Source organism: Streptomyces sp. HUAS MG91, assembly GCF_040529335.1.
In the GTDB taxonomy this organism is placed as follows: Bacteria; Actinomycetota; Actinomycetes; order Streptomycetales; family Streptomycetaceae; genus Streptomyces; species Streptomyces tabacisoli.
This window is the reverse complement of the sequence record NZ_CP159534.1, coordinates 2,673,998-2,691,912: the sequence shown is the minus strand read 5'-3', so window position 1 is coordinate 2,691,912 and position 17,915 is coordinate 2,673,998. Positions and strand designations below refer to the sequence as shown.

16 protein-coding genes are annotated in these 17,915 nt (G+C 69.0%); 8 read left to right on the top strand and 8 right to left on the bottom strand.

The window, feature by feature from the left end:
• Positions 1 to 135: 135 nt before the first annotated feature.
• The 7 genes from ABII15_RS12470 to ABII15_RS12440 all read right to left on the bottom strand — a co-directional run bounded on the left by ABII15_RS12470 (position 136) and on the right by ABII15_RS12440 (position 7,949).
• The gene (locus ABII15_RS12470; protein ID WP_353942376.1) at positions 136 to 1,368 is read right to left on the bottom strand and encodes an acyltransferase; all 1,233 of its coding nucleotides are present in this window, start codon (positions 1,366 to 1,368) and stop codon (positions 136 to 138) included.
• Positions 1,365 to 2,531: an alpha/beta hydrolase gene (locus ABII15_RS12465; RefSeq protein ID WP_353942375.1), complete on the bottom strand. Its 1,167-nt coding sequence runs from the start codon at positions 2,529 to 2,531 to the stop codon at positions 1,365 to 1,367. The genes ABII15_RS12470 and ABII15_RS12465 overlap by 4 nt, the downstream gene beginning before the upstream one ends.
• A gap of 248 nt (positions 2,532 to 2,779) precedes the next feature.
• Complete coding sequence (locus ABII15_RS12460; protein ID WP_353942374.1) at positions 2,780 to 3,454, bottom strand: response regulator transcription factor; 675 nt, start codon at positions 3,452 to 3,454, stop codon at positions 2,780 to 2,782.
• A gap of 15 nt (positions 3,455 to 3,469) precedes the next feature.
• Positions 3,470 to 4,855: a sensor histidine kinase gene (locus tag ABII15_RS12455; RefSeq protein WP_353942373.1), complete on the bottom strand. Its 1,386-nt coding sequence runs from the start codon at positions 4,853 to 4,855 to the stop codon at positions 3,470 to 3,472.
• 100 nt (positions 4,856 to 4,955) lie between these two features.
• The gene (locus ABII15_RS12450) at positions 4,956 to 5,834 is read right to left on the bottom strand and encodes a DUF4429 domain-containing protein (protein WP_353942372.1); all 879 of its coding nucleotides are present in this window, start codon (positions 5,832 to 5,834) and stop codon (positions 4,956 to 4,958) included.
• A 76-nt stretch (positions 5,835 to 5,910) separates the two neighbouring features.
• Positions 5,911 to 7,122, bottom strand: a complete 1,212-nt coding sequence (locus ABII15_RS12445) for an alpha/beta hydrolase family protein (protein WP_353942371.1) — start codon at positions 7,120 to 7,122, stop codon at positions 5,911 to 5,913.
• Positions 7,123 to 7,307: 185 nt separating this feature from the next.
• Positions 7,308 to 7,949: a TetR family transcriptional regulator gene (locus ABII15_RS12440; RefSeq protein WP_353942370.1), complete on the bottom strand. Its 642-nt coding sequence runs from the start codon at positions 7,947 to 7,949 to the stop codon at positions 7,308 to 7,310.
• 111 nt (positions 7,950 to 8,060) lie between these two features.
• Here ABII15_RS12440 and ABII15_RS12435 point away from each other — a divergent pair, with 111 nt between their 5' ends.
• The 3 genes from ABII15_RS12435 (at position 8,061) to ABII15_RS12425 (ending at position 10,625) form a co-directional block, all read left to right on the top strand.
• Positions 8,061 to 9,671: an MFS transporter gene (locus ABII15_RS12435; protein WP_353942369.1), complete on the top strand. Its 1,611-nt coding sequence runs from the start codon at positions 8,061 to 8,063 to the stop codon at positions 9,669 to 9,671.
• Between the two features lie 192 nt (positions 9,672 to 9,863).
• Entirely contained in the window at positions 9,864 to 10,238 is a 375-nt protein-coding gene (locus tag ABII15_RS12430; RefSeq protein ID WP_353942368.1) for a peptidase inhibitor family I36 protein, read from the top strand.
• Between the two features lie 75 nt (positions 10,239 to 10,313).
• Complete coding sequence (locus ABII15_RS12425) at positions 10,314 to 10,625, top strand: small hydrophobic protein (RefSeq protein ID WP_353942367.1); 312 nt, start codon at positions 10,314 to 10,316, stop codon at positions 10,623 to 10,625.
• Positions 10,626 to 10,901: 276 nt separating this feature from the next.
• Here the strand turns inward: ABII15_RS12425 and aceE are convergent, their stop codons facing one another.
• Complete coding sequence (aceE, locus tag ABII15_RS12420; protein WP_353942366.1) at positions 10,902 to 13,634, bottom strand: pyruvate dehydrogenase (acetyl-transferring), homodimeric type; 2,733 nt, start codon at positions 13,632 to 13,634, stop codon at positions 10,902 to 10,904.
• Positions 13,635 to 14,075: 441 nt separating this feature from the next.
• On the opposite strand from aceE, the gene ABII15_RS12415 reads away from it, so the two are divergent.
• From ABII15_RS12415 to ABII15_RS12395, 5 genes are all read left to right on the top strand, one after another.
• The gene (locus tag ABII15_RS12415; RefSeq protein WP_353942365.1) at positions 14,076 to 14,507 is read left to right on the top strand and encodes a DUF3052 domain-containing protein; all 432 of its coding nucleotides are present in this window, start codon (positions 14,076 to 14,078) and stop codon (positions 14,505 to 14,507) included.
• A 179-nt stretch (positions 14,508 to 14,686) separates the two neighbouring features.
• Positions 14,687 to 15,145 carry a peroxiredoxin gene (locus tag ABII15_RS12410; protein ID WP_353942364.1) on the top strand — a complete coding sequence of 153 codons (459 nt, stop codon included), beginning with the start codon at positions 14,687 to 14,689 and terminating at the stop codon, positions 15,143 to 15,145.
• Positions 15,146 to 15,289: 144 nt separating this feature from the next.
• Entirely contained in the window at positions 15,290 to 15,865 is a 576-nt protein-coding gene (locus ABII15_RS12405) for a TerD family protein (protein ID WP_111662106.1), read from the top strand.
• A 116-nt stretch (positions 15,866 to 15,981) separates the two neighbouring features.
• On the top strand, positions 15,982 to 16,557 hold the full coding sequence (locus ABII15_RS12400) for a TerD family protein (protein ID WP_353942363.1): 576 nt from the start codon (positions 15,982 to 15,984) through the stop codon (positions 16,555 to 16,557).
• A gap of 70 nt (positions 16,558 to 16,627) precedes the next feature.
• A complete protein-coding gene (locus ABII15_RS12395) occupies positions 16,628 to 17,773 on the top strand; it encodes a DUF475 domain-containing protein (protein ID WP_353942362.1) in 1,146 nt (381 codons plus the stop codon).
• Positions 17,774 to 17,915 lie beyond the last annotated feature (142 nt).

The window sequence follows — 17,915 nt, the reverse complement described above, 5'->3', positions numbered from 1 at the left end:
ACGGGGTCGGAGTTGGATACGGGGGACGGAGGGACGGGGGCGGCGGGACAGGGTTGGAGTTGGATACGCGGGGACGGAGGCGGGGAGGCGGGCGATGAAGGCGCGGCGGCGTGGGCCCGGTGAGCGTCGGGCCCCTCATGCCAGCCCCAGTGCGAACACCGCGAACCCCGCGGCCAGCGCCCCGGCCAGCGCCCGGCGCCCTCCGCGTGCCCGCTTCCACGGCGACTCGAAGCCCCGCGCATAACGTCCGGTCAGCGCCAGTACCGCCGCGAACAGCGGCAGCCATGCCAGACGGGCCGCTATCCAGCCCAGCGTGTCGGGCGGCGTGGTGAGCCCCGGTACCGCGCCGGCGAACGACGCCGACGGGACTGCCACGGTGAGCATCGCCGTCTGATGCCAGCACAGGATCGTCATCGCCGACAGATTGATCACCACGACCGGCGCCCACAGCGCGGGCCGCCGGAGCAGGCTGCCGATGCGGTCCCGCAGCAGGATCGCGGCGCCGCTCTGCGCGGCCCCCAGGGCCAGCACCAGAAGGGACGGCGGATGCGAGTTCGTCCGCGCCTCGCCCGGGACGCCGACCATCGACGCCGGGTAGTGGAAGGCGAGGAGCAGCAGCGCGAACAGGGCTGTTCCGCCGGCCAACAGGAACCACGCACCGCGCCGCCCGAGTCTCTTCTCGCCCCAGCTGACGCCCAGTTGATAGGCGAACAGCCATCCGGGGAGCAGATTCAGCAGGCTCAGCCAGGACGGCACGGCCGACGCCGCGGGCCCGTACCGCAGGAAGTCGACGAGAGCGACCGAGCCGAGCAGCGGCGCCGCCGACCATGCCCCGAACCGCCGCGCGGCCCGCACGCACCAGGGCGTGAGCGCGGTGATCACCGCATAGACCCCCACGAACCACAGCGGCTGTATCACCAACGTGGAACCGGTGCGCAGCGTCTGCCAGGGCACCCCGAACGCATGCAGCACCGGGATCAACGCCGCCCAGATCGCCGTCACCCCCAGTACCGGCCGCCCCAGCCGCGCGAGTCTGCCGCGCAGCCACTCGGCCTGCGACGTGCCGCGCTCTCGCGCCCGCCGAAAGGAGAGTGCCGATGCGTAGCCCCCGACCAGGAAGAAGATGCCGAGCATCTGGAGCACCCAGCTCAATGGGGCGAAGAAGCCGAAGTCGGTCAGCGGGCTGGCATTGTGCAGCGCGCCTCGGGAGTCGAGAGTGAAGCCCCCGAGGAGCCAATGGCCGACCGGGACGGCGAGCAGCGCGAGGGCCCGCAGTCCGTCCACCGCCCGGTCGCGGTGGGCCGGAGTCCTGGCGTCGATCGAGGCGACCGTCCGGGACACGGACCTCCGCAGCGAGGTGAGCGTCATGATGAATCTCCTGTGTCTCCAGCGTCTCTGGCGTCTCCGGTGTCTCCGGTGGCGATGTCGGTGAAGGCCCGCAGGGAGTCGGTGCCGGGCGCGAAGTAGCCGGTGTGGCCCTCGGCCTTCTCGGCGGGAATGCGCCGGGCTCCGAACGAGGCGGAGGTCGGGTCCGCGCCGTGCCCGAGCCCGAACAGTTCGACGTTCGGCACCTTGGCGATCCAGTCGCTGTCGTCGCGCGCCGCCCACACCCGTGCTCTCGTGTGCAGATCGGCCACGCTCTCCGCGCGCATCCCCGGCGAGGCGAACACCACCAGGTCCGACGCGGGAAGCCGCGATGCGGCGAGCCCGCACACCACCGAGCCGTAGCTGTGGCAGAACACGGCCGGCGCCGGTGCGCCGACGGCGGTGAGGCCCTGCGCGAAACGCGTCAGCCGTGGCGCTCCGGCCTCGGCGAGCCGTCCCGTGGCGGCGTCGGGTCCCAGCCCCACCGGCGTGGTGTAGCCGACCCACGCCACCTCCGCGGTCCGCGCGTCCGCCGCCCGGTAGAGCGCCCGAGCCATCCCGGCGGGAGTCCCGTACGGGTCTCTGGCCCGGTCGAACGAGTCCAGATCGATGTCCGAGCCGGGCACGATCACCGACACCTGCCGAGCCGCGGCCAGGTCGCCGTAGACCTCCGCGACCTGGCCCCGACCGCGAGGGTCGAACGCGAGGATCCGGCGCCCCGGCGCGAGCAGTTCGGCGCAGCGCTCCGCGCGGGCACGGGCGCTCGTCCGCTCGGCCTCCGTGCGCGACGTGTCCTCCGCGACACCGAGGGCCCGGGTCCGCTCGGCCCGCAGCGCCCGGGCGTTCGCCTCGTATCGCAGGGCGATCGGCGCGCCGTCCAGATTGCCGACGACCGAGGCGTGCCGAGCGACCAATTCGTGCTGCTCAGCCTTGCTCAACCTGCCGAAGAAGGCGGCGACTTGAGCCGGCTTCACGGTTGCCGGATCGGGCAGCGTGACGTGCAGCGTGTGGTCGGCGCGCCAGGACGCGGTGCCCGGGGGCGGCCCGGTCAGCGGACGCTGCTCGTGCGCGGACGCCCACCCCGCGGTACCGGCGATCACGGTCGTCGTGAGTGCGGCGGCGACCAGCGTGCGCCGGCCGCGGCGCTTCCATGAGCTGAGGACCATCGTCCGTCTCCCCCTCGTTCGTCGGCTTGACGAGAGGAAGGTATGGATTCGGCCGGGCGCGGCACGTCACACCACGGAGCCAACTTGCGGGTGATACCTGGGTATCCGTGAGGGGTACCGCAGTAGGGGGTGACGGATGAGCGCGCCGCTCAGCACCCAGGACGCGGTGATACCCGGAGAGTTGATGGGCGCGGATCGAGCCCGGACCGGGACCTCACCCGATCGAGGGGTGCTACCCGGGTAGGGGGTTACTGCTCCCCGGGTGTGACGAGCCCCGACTCGTAGGCGAAGATCACGGCCTGGGCCCGGTCGCGCAGCCCCAACTTGGCCAGCACGCGCCCGATGTGGGTCTTCACGGTCTGCTCCGCCAGCACCAGCTTCTGGGCGATCTCCTGATTGGACAGGCCGCGCGCGATCAGCTCAAGGACCTCGAGCTCGCGTGGCGTCAGGGACTTGAGCCGCGGCGAGCGATCCCTGCGCACGGGCCTGGTCCTCGTGAAGTCCTCGATGAGCCGCTTGGTGACGGTCGGAGCGAGCAGCGCCTCGCCCGCCGCCACCACACGCACCGCCCCGATCAGGTCGGCGGGCGGCGCGTCCTTCAGCAGAAAGCCGGAGGCACCCGCCTGCAACGCCGCATAGACGTAGTCGTCCACGTCGAACGTCGTGAGCATCAGCACCTTGGGCCGGTGCACCACGCCGGGCGGCGGGTCCAGCAGCTCCCGCGTCGCGGCGAGCCCGTCCATCTCCGGCATCCGGACGTCCATGAGGACCACGTCGGGGTGGGTGGAGCGACATACCTCGACACCCTGCCGGCCGTCGGGGGCCTCACCGACGACGTCGATGTCGCTCTGCGCCGACAGCAGGGCGGCGAAGCCCGCTCGCACCATGGACTGGTCGTCGACGATGATCACGCGGATGGTCATGCGGGCCGAATTCCTTTACACCGTCGGGGAGTCGGGCACGGCCAGCGGGAGCCGCGCCGCGACGCGGAAGCCTCCGTCGGGCAGCGGGCCCACGTCCAACGTGCCGCCGACCAACCGTACGCGCTCGCCCATGCCCACCAGCCCGTGTCCCGTACCGCTCGATTCGAGCGGAGCCACCGGCTTCAGAGCAGGTCCGTTGACCACCAGCACCAGCAGCGCGTCGGCATCGAGCCCGATCGAGATCTGTGCCCGCGCACCGGGCGCGTGCCGCACCACGTTCGCCAACGCCTCCTGCACGATGCGGTAGGCGGAGAGGTCCACCGCCGGTGACACCTCGGCCAGTTCACGCACCAGGGTCAGCTCGGGGTACGACAGCTCGGTCGGCACACCGCCGCGTATTGTCGCCTCCACCAGCTGCCGCAGCTGCGCGAGGCCGGGCTGGGGCGTCAGGTCTCCTTGCGCCTCCTCGCTGCGCAGTACCGCCAGCAGGCGTCGCATCTCGGTCAGCGACTCGCGGGCGCCGGCGGCGATCGAGGCAAACTCCTTGCGCACCTCTCCGCTCAGCCCTTGCAGGCGGTAGGGCGCGGAGTCCGCCTGCACGGTGATCACCGACATGTGATGGGCGACGACGTCGTGCAGCTCCCGCGCGATCCTCGCCCGCTCCTCCAGCAGGGTGCGGCGGGTCCGCTCGGCCTCGCTGATCGTCTCCTGCTCGACGAGTCTGCGCTGGGCCTCGCCGCGCTCGCGCATCAGGGCGCCGAGCAGCAGGACCCCGCCGCTCAGGACGATGAGCAGCACTCCGGTGTCCTGGCTGGTGCTGTCCCGGAAGAGCCCGACCACGATGCTGGCGCCGACGGTGACCAGCCAGATCCCGATGAGAGCGCGGCGGCTCTGCCGCAGGGCCAGGGCGACGCACAGCGCGAGGTACCCCACGACGACCATGGGAGTCCAGGGCGACGGATGGTGCGCGTCCCCCTGGAGCAGCGGGATCGACCCCAGCACATCCGCGACGATCATGATGTACCAGGCGGTCAGGGGCCGGGTGACCGCGAGCAGCAGCGGCGCCGCCTGGGCCACCGCGATCGCGCCGGCGAGCCCGCCGCTCACCCCGTAGTCGTTCGACAGCACCTGGGTGGTGACCGGGATCAGGACAGCGACGAAACCGAGCATGATCAGATACGGCAGCATGCGCACCCAGCGCTGGGGCGCGTGAGCCAACAGCGGCTCCGTCCGGTCGCCGTCGACGGCGGAGGCGAGCCTCGCTCCGAACGACGTCAACCGGCCGCCCGCGTCGCGCAGGCGGCGCCGCCACCCATCGGCCGCACGCCCGGGACCCGGCCGGTCCGGATCGTCGTCCGGCGGGCGGGTGCTCTGGTCGGGGGAGTCCGGTGCAGTGCTCATGACCCGTTCAGGGTAGGCAACGGCGTTGCCGCGTGACGTCATACCGAGGTGCTCACCGCACCCCCTACCCAGGTATCACCGACAACCCGTGGACCAGTCGTCACAGCTCGGCGAGCAGCTCGGCCTTCTTCGTCGTGAACTCCGCGTCCGTGACCAGACCCGCCTGGTGCAGCTCACCGAGGTGCCGTATCCGGTCGGCGATGTCCGCCGGATCCCGGCGCGCGGGCACCGTCGAGCGGGCGGCGGGTTGCCCGGGAACGGCCGGGACCGAGCCGGAGGCGCGCACGGCCGCGAGCACGGACGCGGCGAACGGCAGCGACTCGTGGACCGGCCCGTAGCCGAGCCCGAAGACGACCGCCGCCGGATCCTGGTCGGCCTGCCCCGGCTGATCCCCGGCGGTGTCACGGTGCAGGAGCCGCAGGTGCCCCTCGAACAGTTCGGGCGAGCGCCATTCGACGCCACTCAGATCGCCGACCGGGAAGGTCTTGTCGCCCGCCTTCCACTTCGCGGACGACGCCCCCGTCCAGAACCAGCGGAAGGAGACCGACGAGCCGTCGAAGGAGGCCTTGCCGTCGTAGGCCTTGAACTGGAGCGGAGCCTCGGGAGGCGCCACCAGAAAGCCGTCGCTGCGCACGTCCTCCTCGGCGACGAGCTGCCCGCGCAGCTCGTCCGCGTAGTACTCCGCGAGCGTTTCCCGCTCGGCCGGCAGCACGAGCCGATAGGGATCGCAGCTCTCCTTCAGCTGCCCGGCGGCGACGTCCATCAGCGGATCGGCGCCCGGTCTCGGGACGGCTTGCAGTACTACGGTCCCGCGTTTTCCGGGGGTCAGGGTCACCGCCGCGACCGCTTCCAGAGGGATGCGGCGCTCACCGAGCGCCTGAAGGAGCTTCGGCGTGCGGATCCCCCGTTCGAAGCGGATGAGCACGGAGTCGGACTCGAACTCCCAGGCGGCATGAAATCCGGCCAGTACGTCACCCATGCGGCTCATCGTATGCGGCATGCCCGCCTCCGTCGCCTGTTGCGTCGGACCACTGTTTCGCCGTTCTCTACGCGCGTCAGGCCGAGACGTCGCCGGAAAATCCCTTCCGGCAGTCCTGGTCCGAGTCGGCGCAGAGCACCGATCGGTACGAGCCAGTTCCGATCTCGGCGAAGTTCCTGAGGCTTTCGGTGCCGGGCTCGAAGTAACCGGCGTGGCCCTTGGCGTCTCCCGCGGAGACCACCCGGGCCCCGAAGTCCGAGGAGACGGGGTCGGCGCCGTGCCCGAGGCCGCCCAGCTCCATGTAGGGCACGTCCTGGATCCAGTCGTCCTTGTCGCGCATGGCCCACACGCGCGCGTGGGTGTGCAGGCCCGCTGCGCTCTGGGTCCGCATCCCGGGACTGCCGGCCACCGCGATGTCACTCACCCGCGACGGCAGGCCGTGCGCCGCGACACCGCAGACCACGGAGCCGTAGCTGTGGCAGTACAGGGCGACCGGCGAGCCGCCGGGCAGCCCGCGCAGCATGGCGTTGAGCCGGACCGCGCCGTCGTCGGCGCGCATCGCCGTGGCGGCGTCCACCCCCAGACCGGCGGGGGCCGTGTAGTCGGCCCACGCGATCACCGCGGTGCGGGTGCGCGGGCTCTTCTCGCGCTCGGCGGCGTACAGGGAGCGAGCCATGCCCACCGGAGCGGAGTACTGGCGGAACGTCCGCTGGAAGGTCAGCACATTCGTGTCGACACCGGGCACCACGACCGAGACACGCTGGGCCCGGTCGAGGTCGCCGAACACCTCGGCCACCCGGCCGCTGCCCATGGGGTCGAACGCGAGGATCTTGCGATCGGGGTCGGCCAGGAGCGCGAAGCGCCGCATCCTTTGCTGCGCGTCGGAATGACCGGCGGAGGAGAGCCGCTGGTCGTGCATGCGCTCTTGCTCGACCTCGCGCTCCTGGTCGAGCGCGATGCGGTTCGCCCGATAACGCAGCGTTACAGGAGCGCCGTTCATGTTGCCGACCGCGAGCGGGTAGCGGATGGCGAGGCGGCCGCGCTGGTGGGGGGTCAGCGAGGCGAAGAAGTGCCCGAGACGGGTGGGGGAGTCGTCGTGCGAGGGCAGCGCGTGCCCGTTTATCCGACCGTGGTCCCAGGCGTTGAGAGCGGATTGGAGCGGCGTGTCGACGCCCCGCTGGTGACGCACCGCGGTCCAGCCGGTGGTCGCCAGCATGACGAACACGACGGCCAGCGCAAGCAGTGCGCGCCAGACGTTCAGTTGGGGGGATGAGTCGAAGGAAGTCACTGCGGAACACCCTAGGAGAAGCGCGAGGGGCCTCGTTACACGGGTGAGGCACATCACGTTTTGGAGGGTGTATTTGGGTAAAAGCGGACGTAGTTGAGGTCAAGCCCTCACTCTGTGTAGGGGGTCGACGCGCCTGGTGTGCGCGGGAGCGCGACCGGCGTCACGTCTGATCACTTATGCGCTGTTCACGCGCGAGCGCGCCGCCAGCGCTCGCCGATCGACGGGGTCAGATGATCGAGATATGTCTCCGTGAGCGCGCGGATGGCGTCGATGCTGGTGTCCTCGCCGGCTCCCCACAGGCGCCCGGCCAGCCGCATCACACCGCTGAACGCGGCCACGGCCACGCGGGGGCGCGGATCGCTGTCCACGTCCAAGCCCTCGCGTTCGGCGATGACGCGCGCGATCTCCTCCTCCAGCTCGATGGAGCGGCGCAGGTGCACGGCCAGCAGGGAGGGTGTCGACTCGATCAACTGATACGTACGCATGTGGAGTTCGACCGGAATGACTTCCTCCACGGAGCGGCTCAACGCGTCCCAGGTGCCGAGAACCGTGTGGCGCAGCGCCTCGAACGGGCTCTCCTCCGCCGGGCGTTCGCGCAGAGCGGCGACGAAACGGCTCTCCACCATGTCCTGCACCGCGAAGGCGGCCTCTTCCTTGTTCGCGAAGTAGCGGAAGAAGGTGCGCTGGGACACCTCGCAGGCCTCGACGATCTCGTCGACCGTGGTCCGGTCGAAGCCCTGCGTCGTGAAGAGCTCAAGTGCTGCACGCAGCAGTGCTGTTCGCGTGCGCTGCTTCTTGAGTTCACGCAGGTTGAGTCGGGCGGCCATGTTCCTCTTTCCAGCCGTTGCCGCAGCGCGGCGACAGTGTGAGCGAGGCGACAGTTACCGAATGGTGAAATGCTTTGTCAACTGTCAGGAGCTGTCACTAGCCTCGAACGTATGACTAGTCAGATCACTGTCGACAAGGCGGACCGGGTTCCGGAGCCCGACCCCGCCCCGGCATCCGCCAAGGGACTTCGCGGCCATCCCTGGTTGACTCTCTTCTCTGTCGCGATCGGCGTGATGATGGTCGCCCTCGACGGCACCATCGTCGCCATCGCCAACCCGGCCATTCAGAAGGACCTCGGCGCGAGCTTCGCCGACGTCCAGTGGATCACCAACGGCTACTTCCTCGCCCTCGCGGTCACACTGATCACCGCGGGCAAGCTCGGCGACCGGTTCGGCCATCGGCAGACCTTCCTCATAGGCGTGGTCGGCTTCGCCGCCGCCTCCGGAGCCATCGGTCTGTCCGACAGCATCGCGCTCGTCATCACCTTCCGCGTCTTCCAGGGTCTGTTCGGCGCGCTGCTGATGCCCGCCGCGCTCGGTCTGCTGCGCGCCACGTTCCCGGCCGAGAAGCTGAACATGGCGATCGGCATCTGGGGCATGGTGATCGGCGCCTCGACCGCCGGCGGTCCGATCCTCGGCGGCCTGCTCGTCCAGCACGTCAGCTGGCAGTCGGTCTTCTTCATCAACGTTCCCGTCGGCGTCGTCGCCCTGATCCTCGGGCTCGTCATCCTGCTCGACCACCGCGCCGAGAACGCGCCGCGTTCCTTCGACGTCCCCGGCATCGTCCTGCTGTCCGGCGCGATGTTCTGCCTCGTCTGGGCCCTCATCAAGGCGCCGACGTGGGGCTGGGGCGACGGCATGACGTGGACGTTCATCGGTGCGGCGGTGCTCTGCTTCGTGCTCTTCGCGATCTGGGAGACCCGGGTCGCCGAACCGCTCATCCCGCTGGGCCTGTTCCGCTCCGTGCCGCTGTCGGCCGGTGTGGTCCTGATGGTGCTCATGGCCATCGCGTTCATGGGCGGCCTGTTCTTCGTCACCTTCTACCTGCAGAACGTGCACGGCATGAGCCCGGTCGACAGCGGTCTCCACCTGCTGCCGCTGACCGGCATGATGATCGTCGCCTCCCCGCTCGCGGGCGCGATGATCACGAAGGTGGGCCCGCGGATCCCGCTCGCCGGAGGCATGGCGTGCACCGCCCTCGCGATGTACGGGATGTCCACCCTGGAGGCGGGGACCGGCAGCGGCATCATGTCCGTCTGGTTCGGTCTGCTCGGCCTCGGCCTCGCCCCCGTGATGGTGGGCGCCACCGAGGTCATCGTCGGCAACGCCCCGATGGAGCTCTCCGGTGTCGCCGGCGGACTCCAGCAGGCCGCGATGCAGATCGGCGGCAGCCTCGGCACCGCCGTGCTCGGCGCCGTGATGGCCTCCAAGGTCGACAACGACCTCGCGGGCAACTGGGCCGACGCCAAGCTGCCGCCGCTCACCCCGGCCCAGCTCGACCAGGCGTCGGAGGCGGTCCAGGTCGGTGTCGCCCCGGTTCCGGACCACACCCCGGCCGGCATCGCGGCGAAGATCACGGACGTCGCCCACGACACGTTCATCTCCGGCATGAGCCTGGCCTGCCTGGTCGCCGCCGGTGTCGGTGTCGTCGCCATCCTCGTCGCGCTGCTGACCAAGCGGGGCGACAACCCGGAGGCGGCAGCGGGAGCCGCGCACATCTAGCGTCCGTCAGGCGTGAGCGAGGCGGGAAACCGCCCGTGTGGGGGAAGCCCTCGGGAACTTTCCGAGGGCTTTCGCTTATCCGGGTGACGTCCCTCGACAGCCCTTCCCGGAACCGGATCTTCCGGGCCAGAGTGTCAGGCAAGCGATCAGTCGCGAACGCAACTGGTCGATATGACACGGGGGTTGATGCACATGCGTACGTCCATGATGGTCAGGCTCGCCACGGTCACGTTCGCGGCGGTGGCGCTCACACCAGGCTTCGCCACCGCGGCCGCGCCACCGACGCTGGGGAACTGCGGCGCGGGGGAGCTGTGTCTGTGGGCGAAGACCGGATTCAAGGGAGCCCGGCAGACCTACGAACTGGCCGGGACCGACATCGAGAGCTGCGTCGCGCTGCCGGAGGGGAGCAGCGCGGCGTCCCTCGCCAACCGCACCCGCCGTCCCGTCACCACCTATCAGTCCGCGGAGTGCGCGGAGACCGGCGAGTTCCAGACCTATCCCGGCAGCGGGACCTGGGAGCCCGAATCGCCCTATCACGTACGGGCGTTCAAGATCTGGGAGAGATAGCGGAGCGCCGGGCGCGGTAGGTGACGGCAAGCGGGGTACCCGGAGTACCGCCCGAGTCCACGAACCCAAGGAGTGATGATGGCGGGCTTCGGACACACCACGCGCAAGCACCCCCGTTCCCGTGACCACATGGGCACACGGAGCGGGCCGGACCGCGCGACACTCGGAATCATCGGAGTCATCTGCGCGGTCGTCGGGTTCCTGACCCTGGGGATCGTGTTCGGACCGGTCGCCGTCGTCTGCGGCTGGCTGGCCATGGGACGCCGCTGGACCGGCACCCAGTCGATACCGGCCCTGGTCGCGGTCGTACTCGGCGCGATCGACACGCTGCTCGCGGTCATCGGGCTGATCACGTCGGTCGGTATCGCCGCAGGCGGAATGTTCTGAGCGAGAGCGGCTGACGGGCCGGGAACGGTCAACGCCAGGCGGCCCCGGGGGTGTCCCGGGGCCCGCCGGGCCCTCCCGGGCCGCACCCGGACCGGGCTCCGACCGGCTCGGATCTCCGACGAGTACGTCCCTTCGCGCGCACCCCGCAGGAAAAGCCGGACCCCGCAGGAAAAGCCGGAGGGCGGCGGAACCGGAGTTCCCACCGCCCTCGGAAGAGGCGCCCGCAGACGGGCCCGCAACGCGTCCGCAGAAGCTCCGCGGACTCGCCGCGAGCCGCTACGCGTCGCCTCCGGCCGCCCCCGGATCGGCGGCGGCGACGTCGAGCAGCTGGTAGCGGTCGATCGCCTGCTTCAGGACCGAGCGGTCGACCTTGCCCTCACGGGCGAGCTCGGTCAGCACCGCGACCACGATCGACTGGGCGTCGATGTGGAAGTAACGGCGGGCGGCGCCCCGGGTGTCCGCGAAGCCGAAGCCGTCCGCACCGAGCGACTGGTAGGTGCCCGGCACCCAGCGGGAGATCTGGTCCGGTACCGAGCGCATCCAGTCGGAGACCGCGACGAACGGACCCTCCGCGCCGGACAGCTTCTGCGTGACGTAGGGGGTGCGCTGCTCCTCCTCGGGGTGCAGCAGGTTGTGGCGCTCCACTTCCACTGCCTCGCGGCGCAGTTCGTTCCACGAGGTCGCGGACCAGACGTCCGCGCGCACGTTCCACTCCTGCGCGAGGATCTGCTGGGCCTCCAGGGCCCACGGGACACCGACGCCCGACGCCATGATCTGCGCCGGGATCGTGCCCGAAGTGCCGGTGCTGATGCGGTGGATGCCCTTGAGGATGCCCTCGACGTCGACGTCGGCCGGCTCCGCGGGGTGCTGCATCGGCTCGTTGTAGACGGTGAGGTAGTAGAAGACGTTCTCGCTGTCCGGGCCGTACATCCGGCGCAGACCGTCCTTGACGATGTGCGCGATCTCGTATGCGTAGGCGGGGTCGTAGGCGACACAGCCGGGGTTGGTCGAGGCCAGCAGCTGTGAGTGACCATCGGCGTGCTGAAGGCCCTCACCGGTCAGCGTCGTCCGGCCGGCGGTCGCGCCGAGGACGAAGCCGCGCGCCAGCTGGTCGGCCATCTGCCAGAACTGGTCGCCGGTGCGCTGGAAACCGAACATCGAGTAGAAGACGTAGACGGGGATGAGGGGTTCGCCATGGGTGGCGTAAGCGGAACCGGCGGCGATCAGCGAGGCGGTGCAGCCGGCCTCGGAGATGCCGTCGTGCAGCATCTGGCCGGTCGGCGACTCCTTGTAGGCGAGCAGGAGATCGCGGTCGACGGACTCGTACTGCTGGCCGAGCGGGTTGTAGATCTTCGCGCTCGGGAAGAAGGAGTCCATGCCGAAGGTGCGGTACTCGTCGGGCGCGATCAGCACGAACCGCTTGCCGATCTCCTTGTCCCGCATGAGGTCCTTGAGGAGCCGGACGAACGCCATGGTCGTGGCGATCGACTGCTGACCCGAGCCCTTCTTCACGCTCGCGTACGTCTTGTCGTCCGGAAGCTGCAGCGGCTTCGCGCGCACCACACGGGTCGGGACATAGCCGCCCAGTGCCTGGCGGCGGTCGTGCATGTACTGGATCTCCTCGGACTCGCGGCCCGGGTGGTAGTACGGCGGGGCGCCGCCCTCGAGCTGCGCGTCGGTGATCGGGATGTGCAGCCGGTCGCGGAAGCCCTTCAGGTCGTCGACCGTGAGCTTCTTCATCTGGTGCGTGGCGTTGCGGCCCTCGAAGTTCGGACCGAGGGTCCAGCCCTTGACCGTCTGCGCCAGGATCACCGTCGGCTGGCCCTTGTGCTCCTTGGCCGCCGTGAACGCCGCGAAGATCTTCTTGTGGTCGTGACCGCCGCGGCCCAGGTGCAGGATCTGGTCGTCGGTCATGCCATCGACCATGGCGCGCAGCCGGTGGTCGCCGCCGAAGAAGTGCTGGCGGATGTAGGAACCGGGCTCGGTGGCATACGTCTGGAACTGGCCGTCGGGCGTGGTGTTCAGCTTGTTCACCAGGACGCCGTCGCGGTCCTGCGCGAGCAGCGGGTCCCAGCTGCGGTCCCAGACCAGCTTGATGACGTTCCAGCCGGCGCCGCGGAACTGCGACTCCAGCTCCTGGATGATCTTGCCGTTGCCGCGCACCGGGCCGTCGAGGCGCTGGAGGTTGCAGTTCACGACGAAGGTGAGGTTGTCGAGGCCCTCACGGGCGGCGATGGAGAGCTGGCCCAGGGACTCGGGCTCGTCCATCTCGCCGTCACCGAGGAAGGCCCACACCCGCGACTTGGAGGTGTCGGCGATGCCGCGGGCCTCCATGTAGCGGTTCATCCGGGCCTGGAAGATGGCGCCGAGCGGGCCGAGACCCATGGAGACGGTGGGGAACTCCCAGAAGTCCGGCATCAGCCGCGGGTGCGGGTACGAGGACAGCCCGTTCGGCGCCTTCGACTTCTCCTGGCGGAAGGCGTCCAGCTGGTTCTCGGTGAGCCGGTCCAGGAGATAGGCGCGGGCGTAGATGCCCGGCGAGGCGTGCCCCTGGAAGAAGATCTGGTCGCCGCCGTCGCCCTCGTCCTTGCCGCGGAAGAAGTGGTTGAAGCCCACGTCGTAGAGCGACGCCGAGGAGGCGAAGGTCGCGATGTGGCCGCCGACGCCGATGCCGGGGCGCTGGGCTCGGGACACCATCACCGCGGCGTTCCACCGCGTCGCGTTGAGGACCTTGCGCTCGATCTCCTCGTTGCCGGGGAAGAAGGGCTCGTCCTTGGTGGCGATCGTGTTGATGTAGTCCGTGCTGCGCATCTCGGGCACGGCCACGCGCTTCTCGCGGGCGCGCTCGATCAGCCTGAGCATCAGATAGCGGGCCCGCTCGCGGCCGCGTTCGTCGACCGCCGCGTCAAGGGAGTCGAGCCACTCCTGAGTCTCTTCGGGATCGAAGTCCGGGACCTGGCTGGGGAGACCGCCAATGATGATCGGGTTGCGATCGGATCCGGAAGCCACGCTGTTCCCTCACTGTCGGTGATGCCGCTGATTCACTGTCGCGTACGCCGTAGTCCATCGTGTACCGCGGAATCGGAATCGTCATGTCTACCGCGAGGTAATCCGGATTCCGTTCGATACCCCTCGATACCCCGTGAGCGCGTGCGCACATTTCGCAACGATACGCTCATGTCGTTCACGTGTTCCGGAGGGCCGTTCGGCCCTGGTCACCCTCTGTGGTCGGGCAGTGCGGGCAAACCCGGCAGAATGCTGTGGCATACATCACTGACCTGGGGGGATCCTTGACTGGAGTTGCGGTGACACAGCCGGGAACGTCACCGTTTCGGCGGTCTCGGCGGCCGGGTACTTGCGCGATCCGTCGCGCACGTGTGGACTACGGCCAACGCTTCGCGTGCGCGCGAAGCTGAAGACAACTTCGTAAACATGATCAGGAGGCAATCCGTGAGCGCGACCGCGGACCACGCGGAGACGAACCTTGCCGTGAGGCTTGGTTTCCAGCCCGACCAGGTGGTCCAGGAGATCGGCTACGACGACGACGTCGATCGGGAGCTCCGCGAGGTCATCCAAGAGACCATCGGCTCCGAGCTCGTCGACGAGGACTACGACGACGTGGCTGACGCCGTGGTGCTCTGGTTCCGTGAGGACGACGGGGACCTTACTGATGCGTTGGTGGATGCCATCGCGTACATGGAAGAGGGCGGGTCCATCCTGCTTCTGACGCCGAAGACCGGGCGTGACGGGTACGTCGAGCCGAGCGAGATCGGTGAGGCCGCCACGACCGCCGGGCTGTCCGCGAGCAAGAGCGTCAGCGCGGGCAAGGACTGGACCGGCAGCCGTCTTGCCACGCCGAAGGCAGCAGCCAAGAAGCGGTAAGCGTCCCGCCTGAGCGGGAAATCAGGAGATGAGGCCCTGGCGGGCGCGCTTCGGTGCGTCCACCAGGGCCTCGGGCATGCCCGGCCGGCTCCGGCGGCGCGCCGGGCGGCGAGGGAGCACGCAGGGGTGGGAACTAGGCTGAAGCCACCTGAACAGCCCCATCGAAGGGAAGCTTCATCATGGCGATCGAGGTCGGCACCAAGGCTCCGGAATTCGAGCTGAAGAACCAGCACGGCGAGAGCGTCAAGCTCTCGGACTTCCGGGGCGAGAAGAACGTGGTGCTGCTCTTCTACCCGTTCGCTTTCACCGGCGTGTGCACCGGCGAGCTGTGCGCCCTGCGCGACGAGCTGCCGAAGTTCGTCAACGACGACGTGCAGCTGCTCGCCGTGTCGAACGACTCCCCGTTCACGCTGCGGGTCTTCGCCGAGCAGGAGGGCCTCGAGTACCCCCTGCTGAGCGACTTCTGGCCGCACGGCGAGACCTCGCGCGCCTACGGCGTCTTCGACGAGGAGAAGGGCTGCGCGGTGCGCGGCACCTTCATCATCGACAAGGAGGGCGTCGTGCGCTGGACCGTCGTCAACGGCCTGCCGGACGCCCGTGACCTGAACGAGTACGTCAAGGCGATCGACAGCCTGTAGACGCACCCTGTAAAGAAGCTCTGCAGGGCGACACCCTGTAGGAAGCCTCGCGGGCTGCGGGAACCCGTCACTAGGATCCAGACGTTGATCCGATGCCAGACGTACTACGGGGCTCCCCGCCCCCAAAGACCACAGGGAGGACTCGTGGGAGTCAGCCTCAGCAAGGGCGGCAACGTATCGCTGAGCAAGGAGGCCCCGGGCCTCACGGCGGTCGTCGTGGGCCTGGGTTGGGATGTCCGCACCACCACCGGCGCGGACTTCGACCTCGACGCCAGCGCGATTCTGACGAACGCCGAGGGCAAGGTCCGCAACGACCAGGACTTCGTGTTCTTCAACAACCTGAAGAGCGCCGACGGCTCGGTCGAGCACACCGGTGACAACACCACCGGTGAGGGCGAGGGCGACGACGAGCAGGTCAAGGTCAACCTCGCGACCGTTCCGGCCGACGTGGACAAGATCGTTTTCCCGGTCTCGATCTACGACGCCGAGAACCGCCAGCAGTCCTTCGGCCAGGTGCGCAACGCGTTCATCCGCGTCGTGAACCAGACGGGCGGCGCCGAGATCGCCCGTTACGACCTCTCCGAGGACGCCTCCACCGAGACCGCCATGGTCTTCGGTGAGCTGTACCGGAACGGGGCGGAGTGGAAGTTCCGCGCCGTCGGCCAGGGCTACGCCTCCGGCCTGCGTGGCATCGCCCAGGACTTCGGCGTCAACGTCTGAGTCCTAGCGCACCACCACGCTCGTCCGTCCGGCGCCGCACTCCCGCAGTGCGGCGCCGGACGCGCTGCACCACAGCAGAGTCAGCAATGCCTTACACCTCGGGGAGGACCACCAATATGGGCGTCACGCTCGCCAAGGGAGGCAATGTCTCCCTCTCCAAGGCCGCACCGAACCTGACGGAGGTCCTCATCGGGCTCGGTTGGGACGCACGCTCCACCACCGGAGCCGACTTCGACCTGGACGCCAGCGCGCTGCTGTGCAGCGGCGGCCGGGTGATGGGCGACGAGTGGTTCATCTTCTACAACCAGCTCACGAGCCCCGACGGCTCCGTCACGCACACCGGCGACAACCTCACGGGTGAGGGCGAGGGCGACGACGAGTCGATCATCGTGGACCTCACCAAGGTGCCGGCCACCTGCGACAAGATCATCTTCCCCGTCTCGATCCACGACGCGGACAACAGAGGGCAGACCTTCGGCCAGGTCAGCAACGCGTTCATTCGCGTTGTCAACCAGGCGGACGGCCAGGAGCTCGCCCGTTACGACCTCTCCGAGGACGCTTCGTCCGAGACCGCGATGATCTTCGGCGAGGTGTACCGGTACGGGGGCGAGTGGAAGTTCCGTGCAGTCGGTCAGGGGTACGCGTCAGGGCTCCGCGGCATCGCTCTAGACTTCGGAGTCAATGTTTCGTAAAGCCGTGCGCGGAGCGGGGGAGCCCCGTACAACCAGCACGGGGAAACCCGTACACACGATGGGGTAGCCAGTGGTTCTGAAAACCTTCGGCTGGTCGTTCGCGATCACCGTGCTCGGTTTGATCGCGGCGGTGTTCTACGACGGCTGGACAGCCCTCGGGGTCGTCGCGATCCTCGCGATCCTCGAGATCTCGCTGTCGTTCGACAACGCGGTGGTCAACGCCGGTGTCCTGAAGAAGATGAACGCCTTCTGGCAGAAGATCTTCCTCACGATCGGTGTGCTGATCGCGGTCTTCGGCATGCGGCTCGTCTTCCCGGTCGTGATCGTCGCGATCAGCGCCAAGATGGGCCCGGTCGAGGCCGTCGACCTGGCCTTCAACCAGCCCGACCGCTACCAGCAGCTGGTGACGGACGCGCACCCGTCCATCGCTGCGTTCGGTGGCATGTTCCTGCTGATGATCTTCCTCGACTTCATCTTCGAGGAGCGGGACATCCAGTGGCTGCGCTGGATCGAGCGGCCGCTGGCCAAGCTCGGCAAGGTCGACATGCTGTCGGTCTGCATCGCGCTCATCGTGCTCCTGGTCTCCTCCATGACGTTCGCGATCCACGCCCACCAGCACGGTGGAGTGCACGCGGACAAGCAGTCCACCGTGCTCATCTCCGGTGTCGCGGGTCTGATCACGTACCTCGTCGTCGGCGGTCTGTCCGGCTTCTTCGAGAACCGTCTCGAGGAAGAGGAGGAGCGGGAGCACGAGGAGGAGGAGAAGGCCGCGCGCGAGGGCAAGCCCAAGTCGGCGGTGCTGCTGGCCGGTCAGGCCGCGTTCTTCATGTTCCTCTACCTGGAGGTCCTCGACGCGTCGTTCTCCTTCGACGGCGTGATCGGCGCCTTCGCCATCACCAACGACATCGTGCTGATGGCGCTCGGCCTCGGTATCGGTGCCATGTACGTCCGTTCGCTCACGGTCTACCTGGTCCGTCAGGGCACCCTGGACGACTACGTGTACCTGGAGCACGGCGCGCACTACGCGATCGGCGCGCTCGCCGTGATCCTGCTGGTCACCATCCGCTACGAGATCAACGAGGTCATCACCGGCCTCGTCGGTGTCGTCCTGATCGCCTGGTCCTTCTGGTCGTCGGTGCGGCGCAACAAGCGGCTGGCGGCCGAGGGGGGCAGCACGGGGGACGCGGACAAGGCCGAGGTGCCGTCCGGAGTCTGAGCAACCGAGGCGCCGGGGTTTGACCCGGGGCCCCATCCTGGAACCCTGTCAGCGGGGCGGTCGTACGAGGACAACTCCTCGAACCGGCCGCCCCGCAGGCGTGTACAGGCGACTGCGGGTAGGTACGAGTAAGTACAGGCGG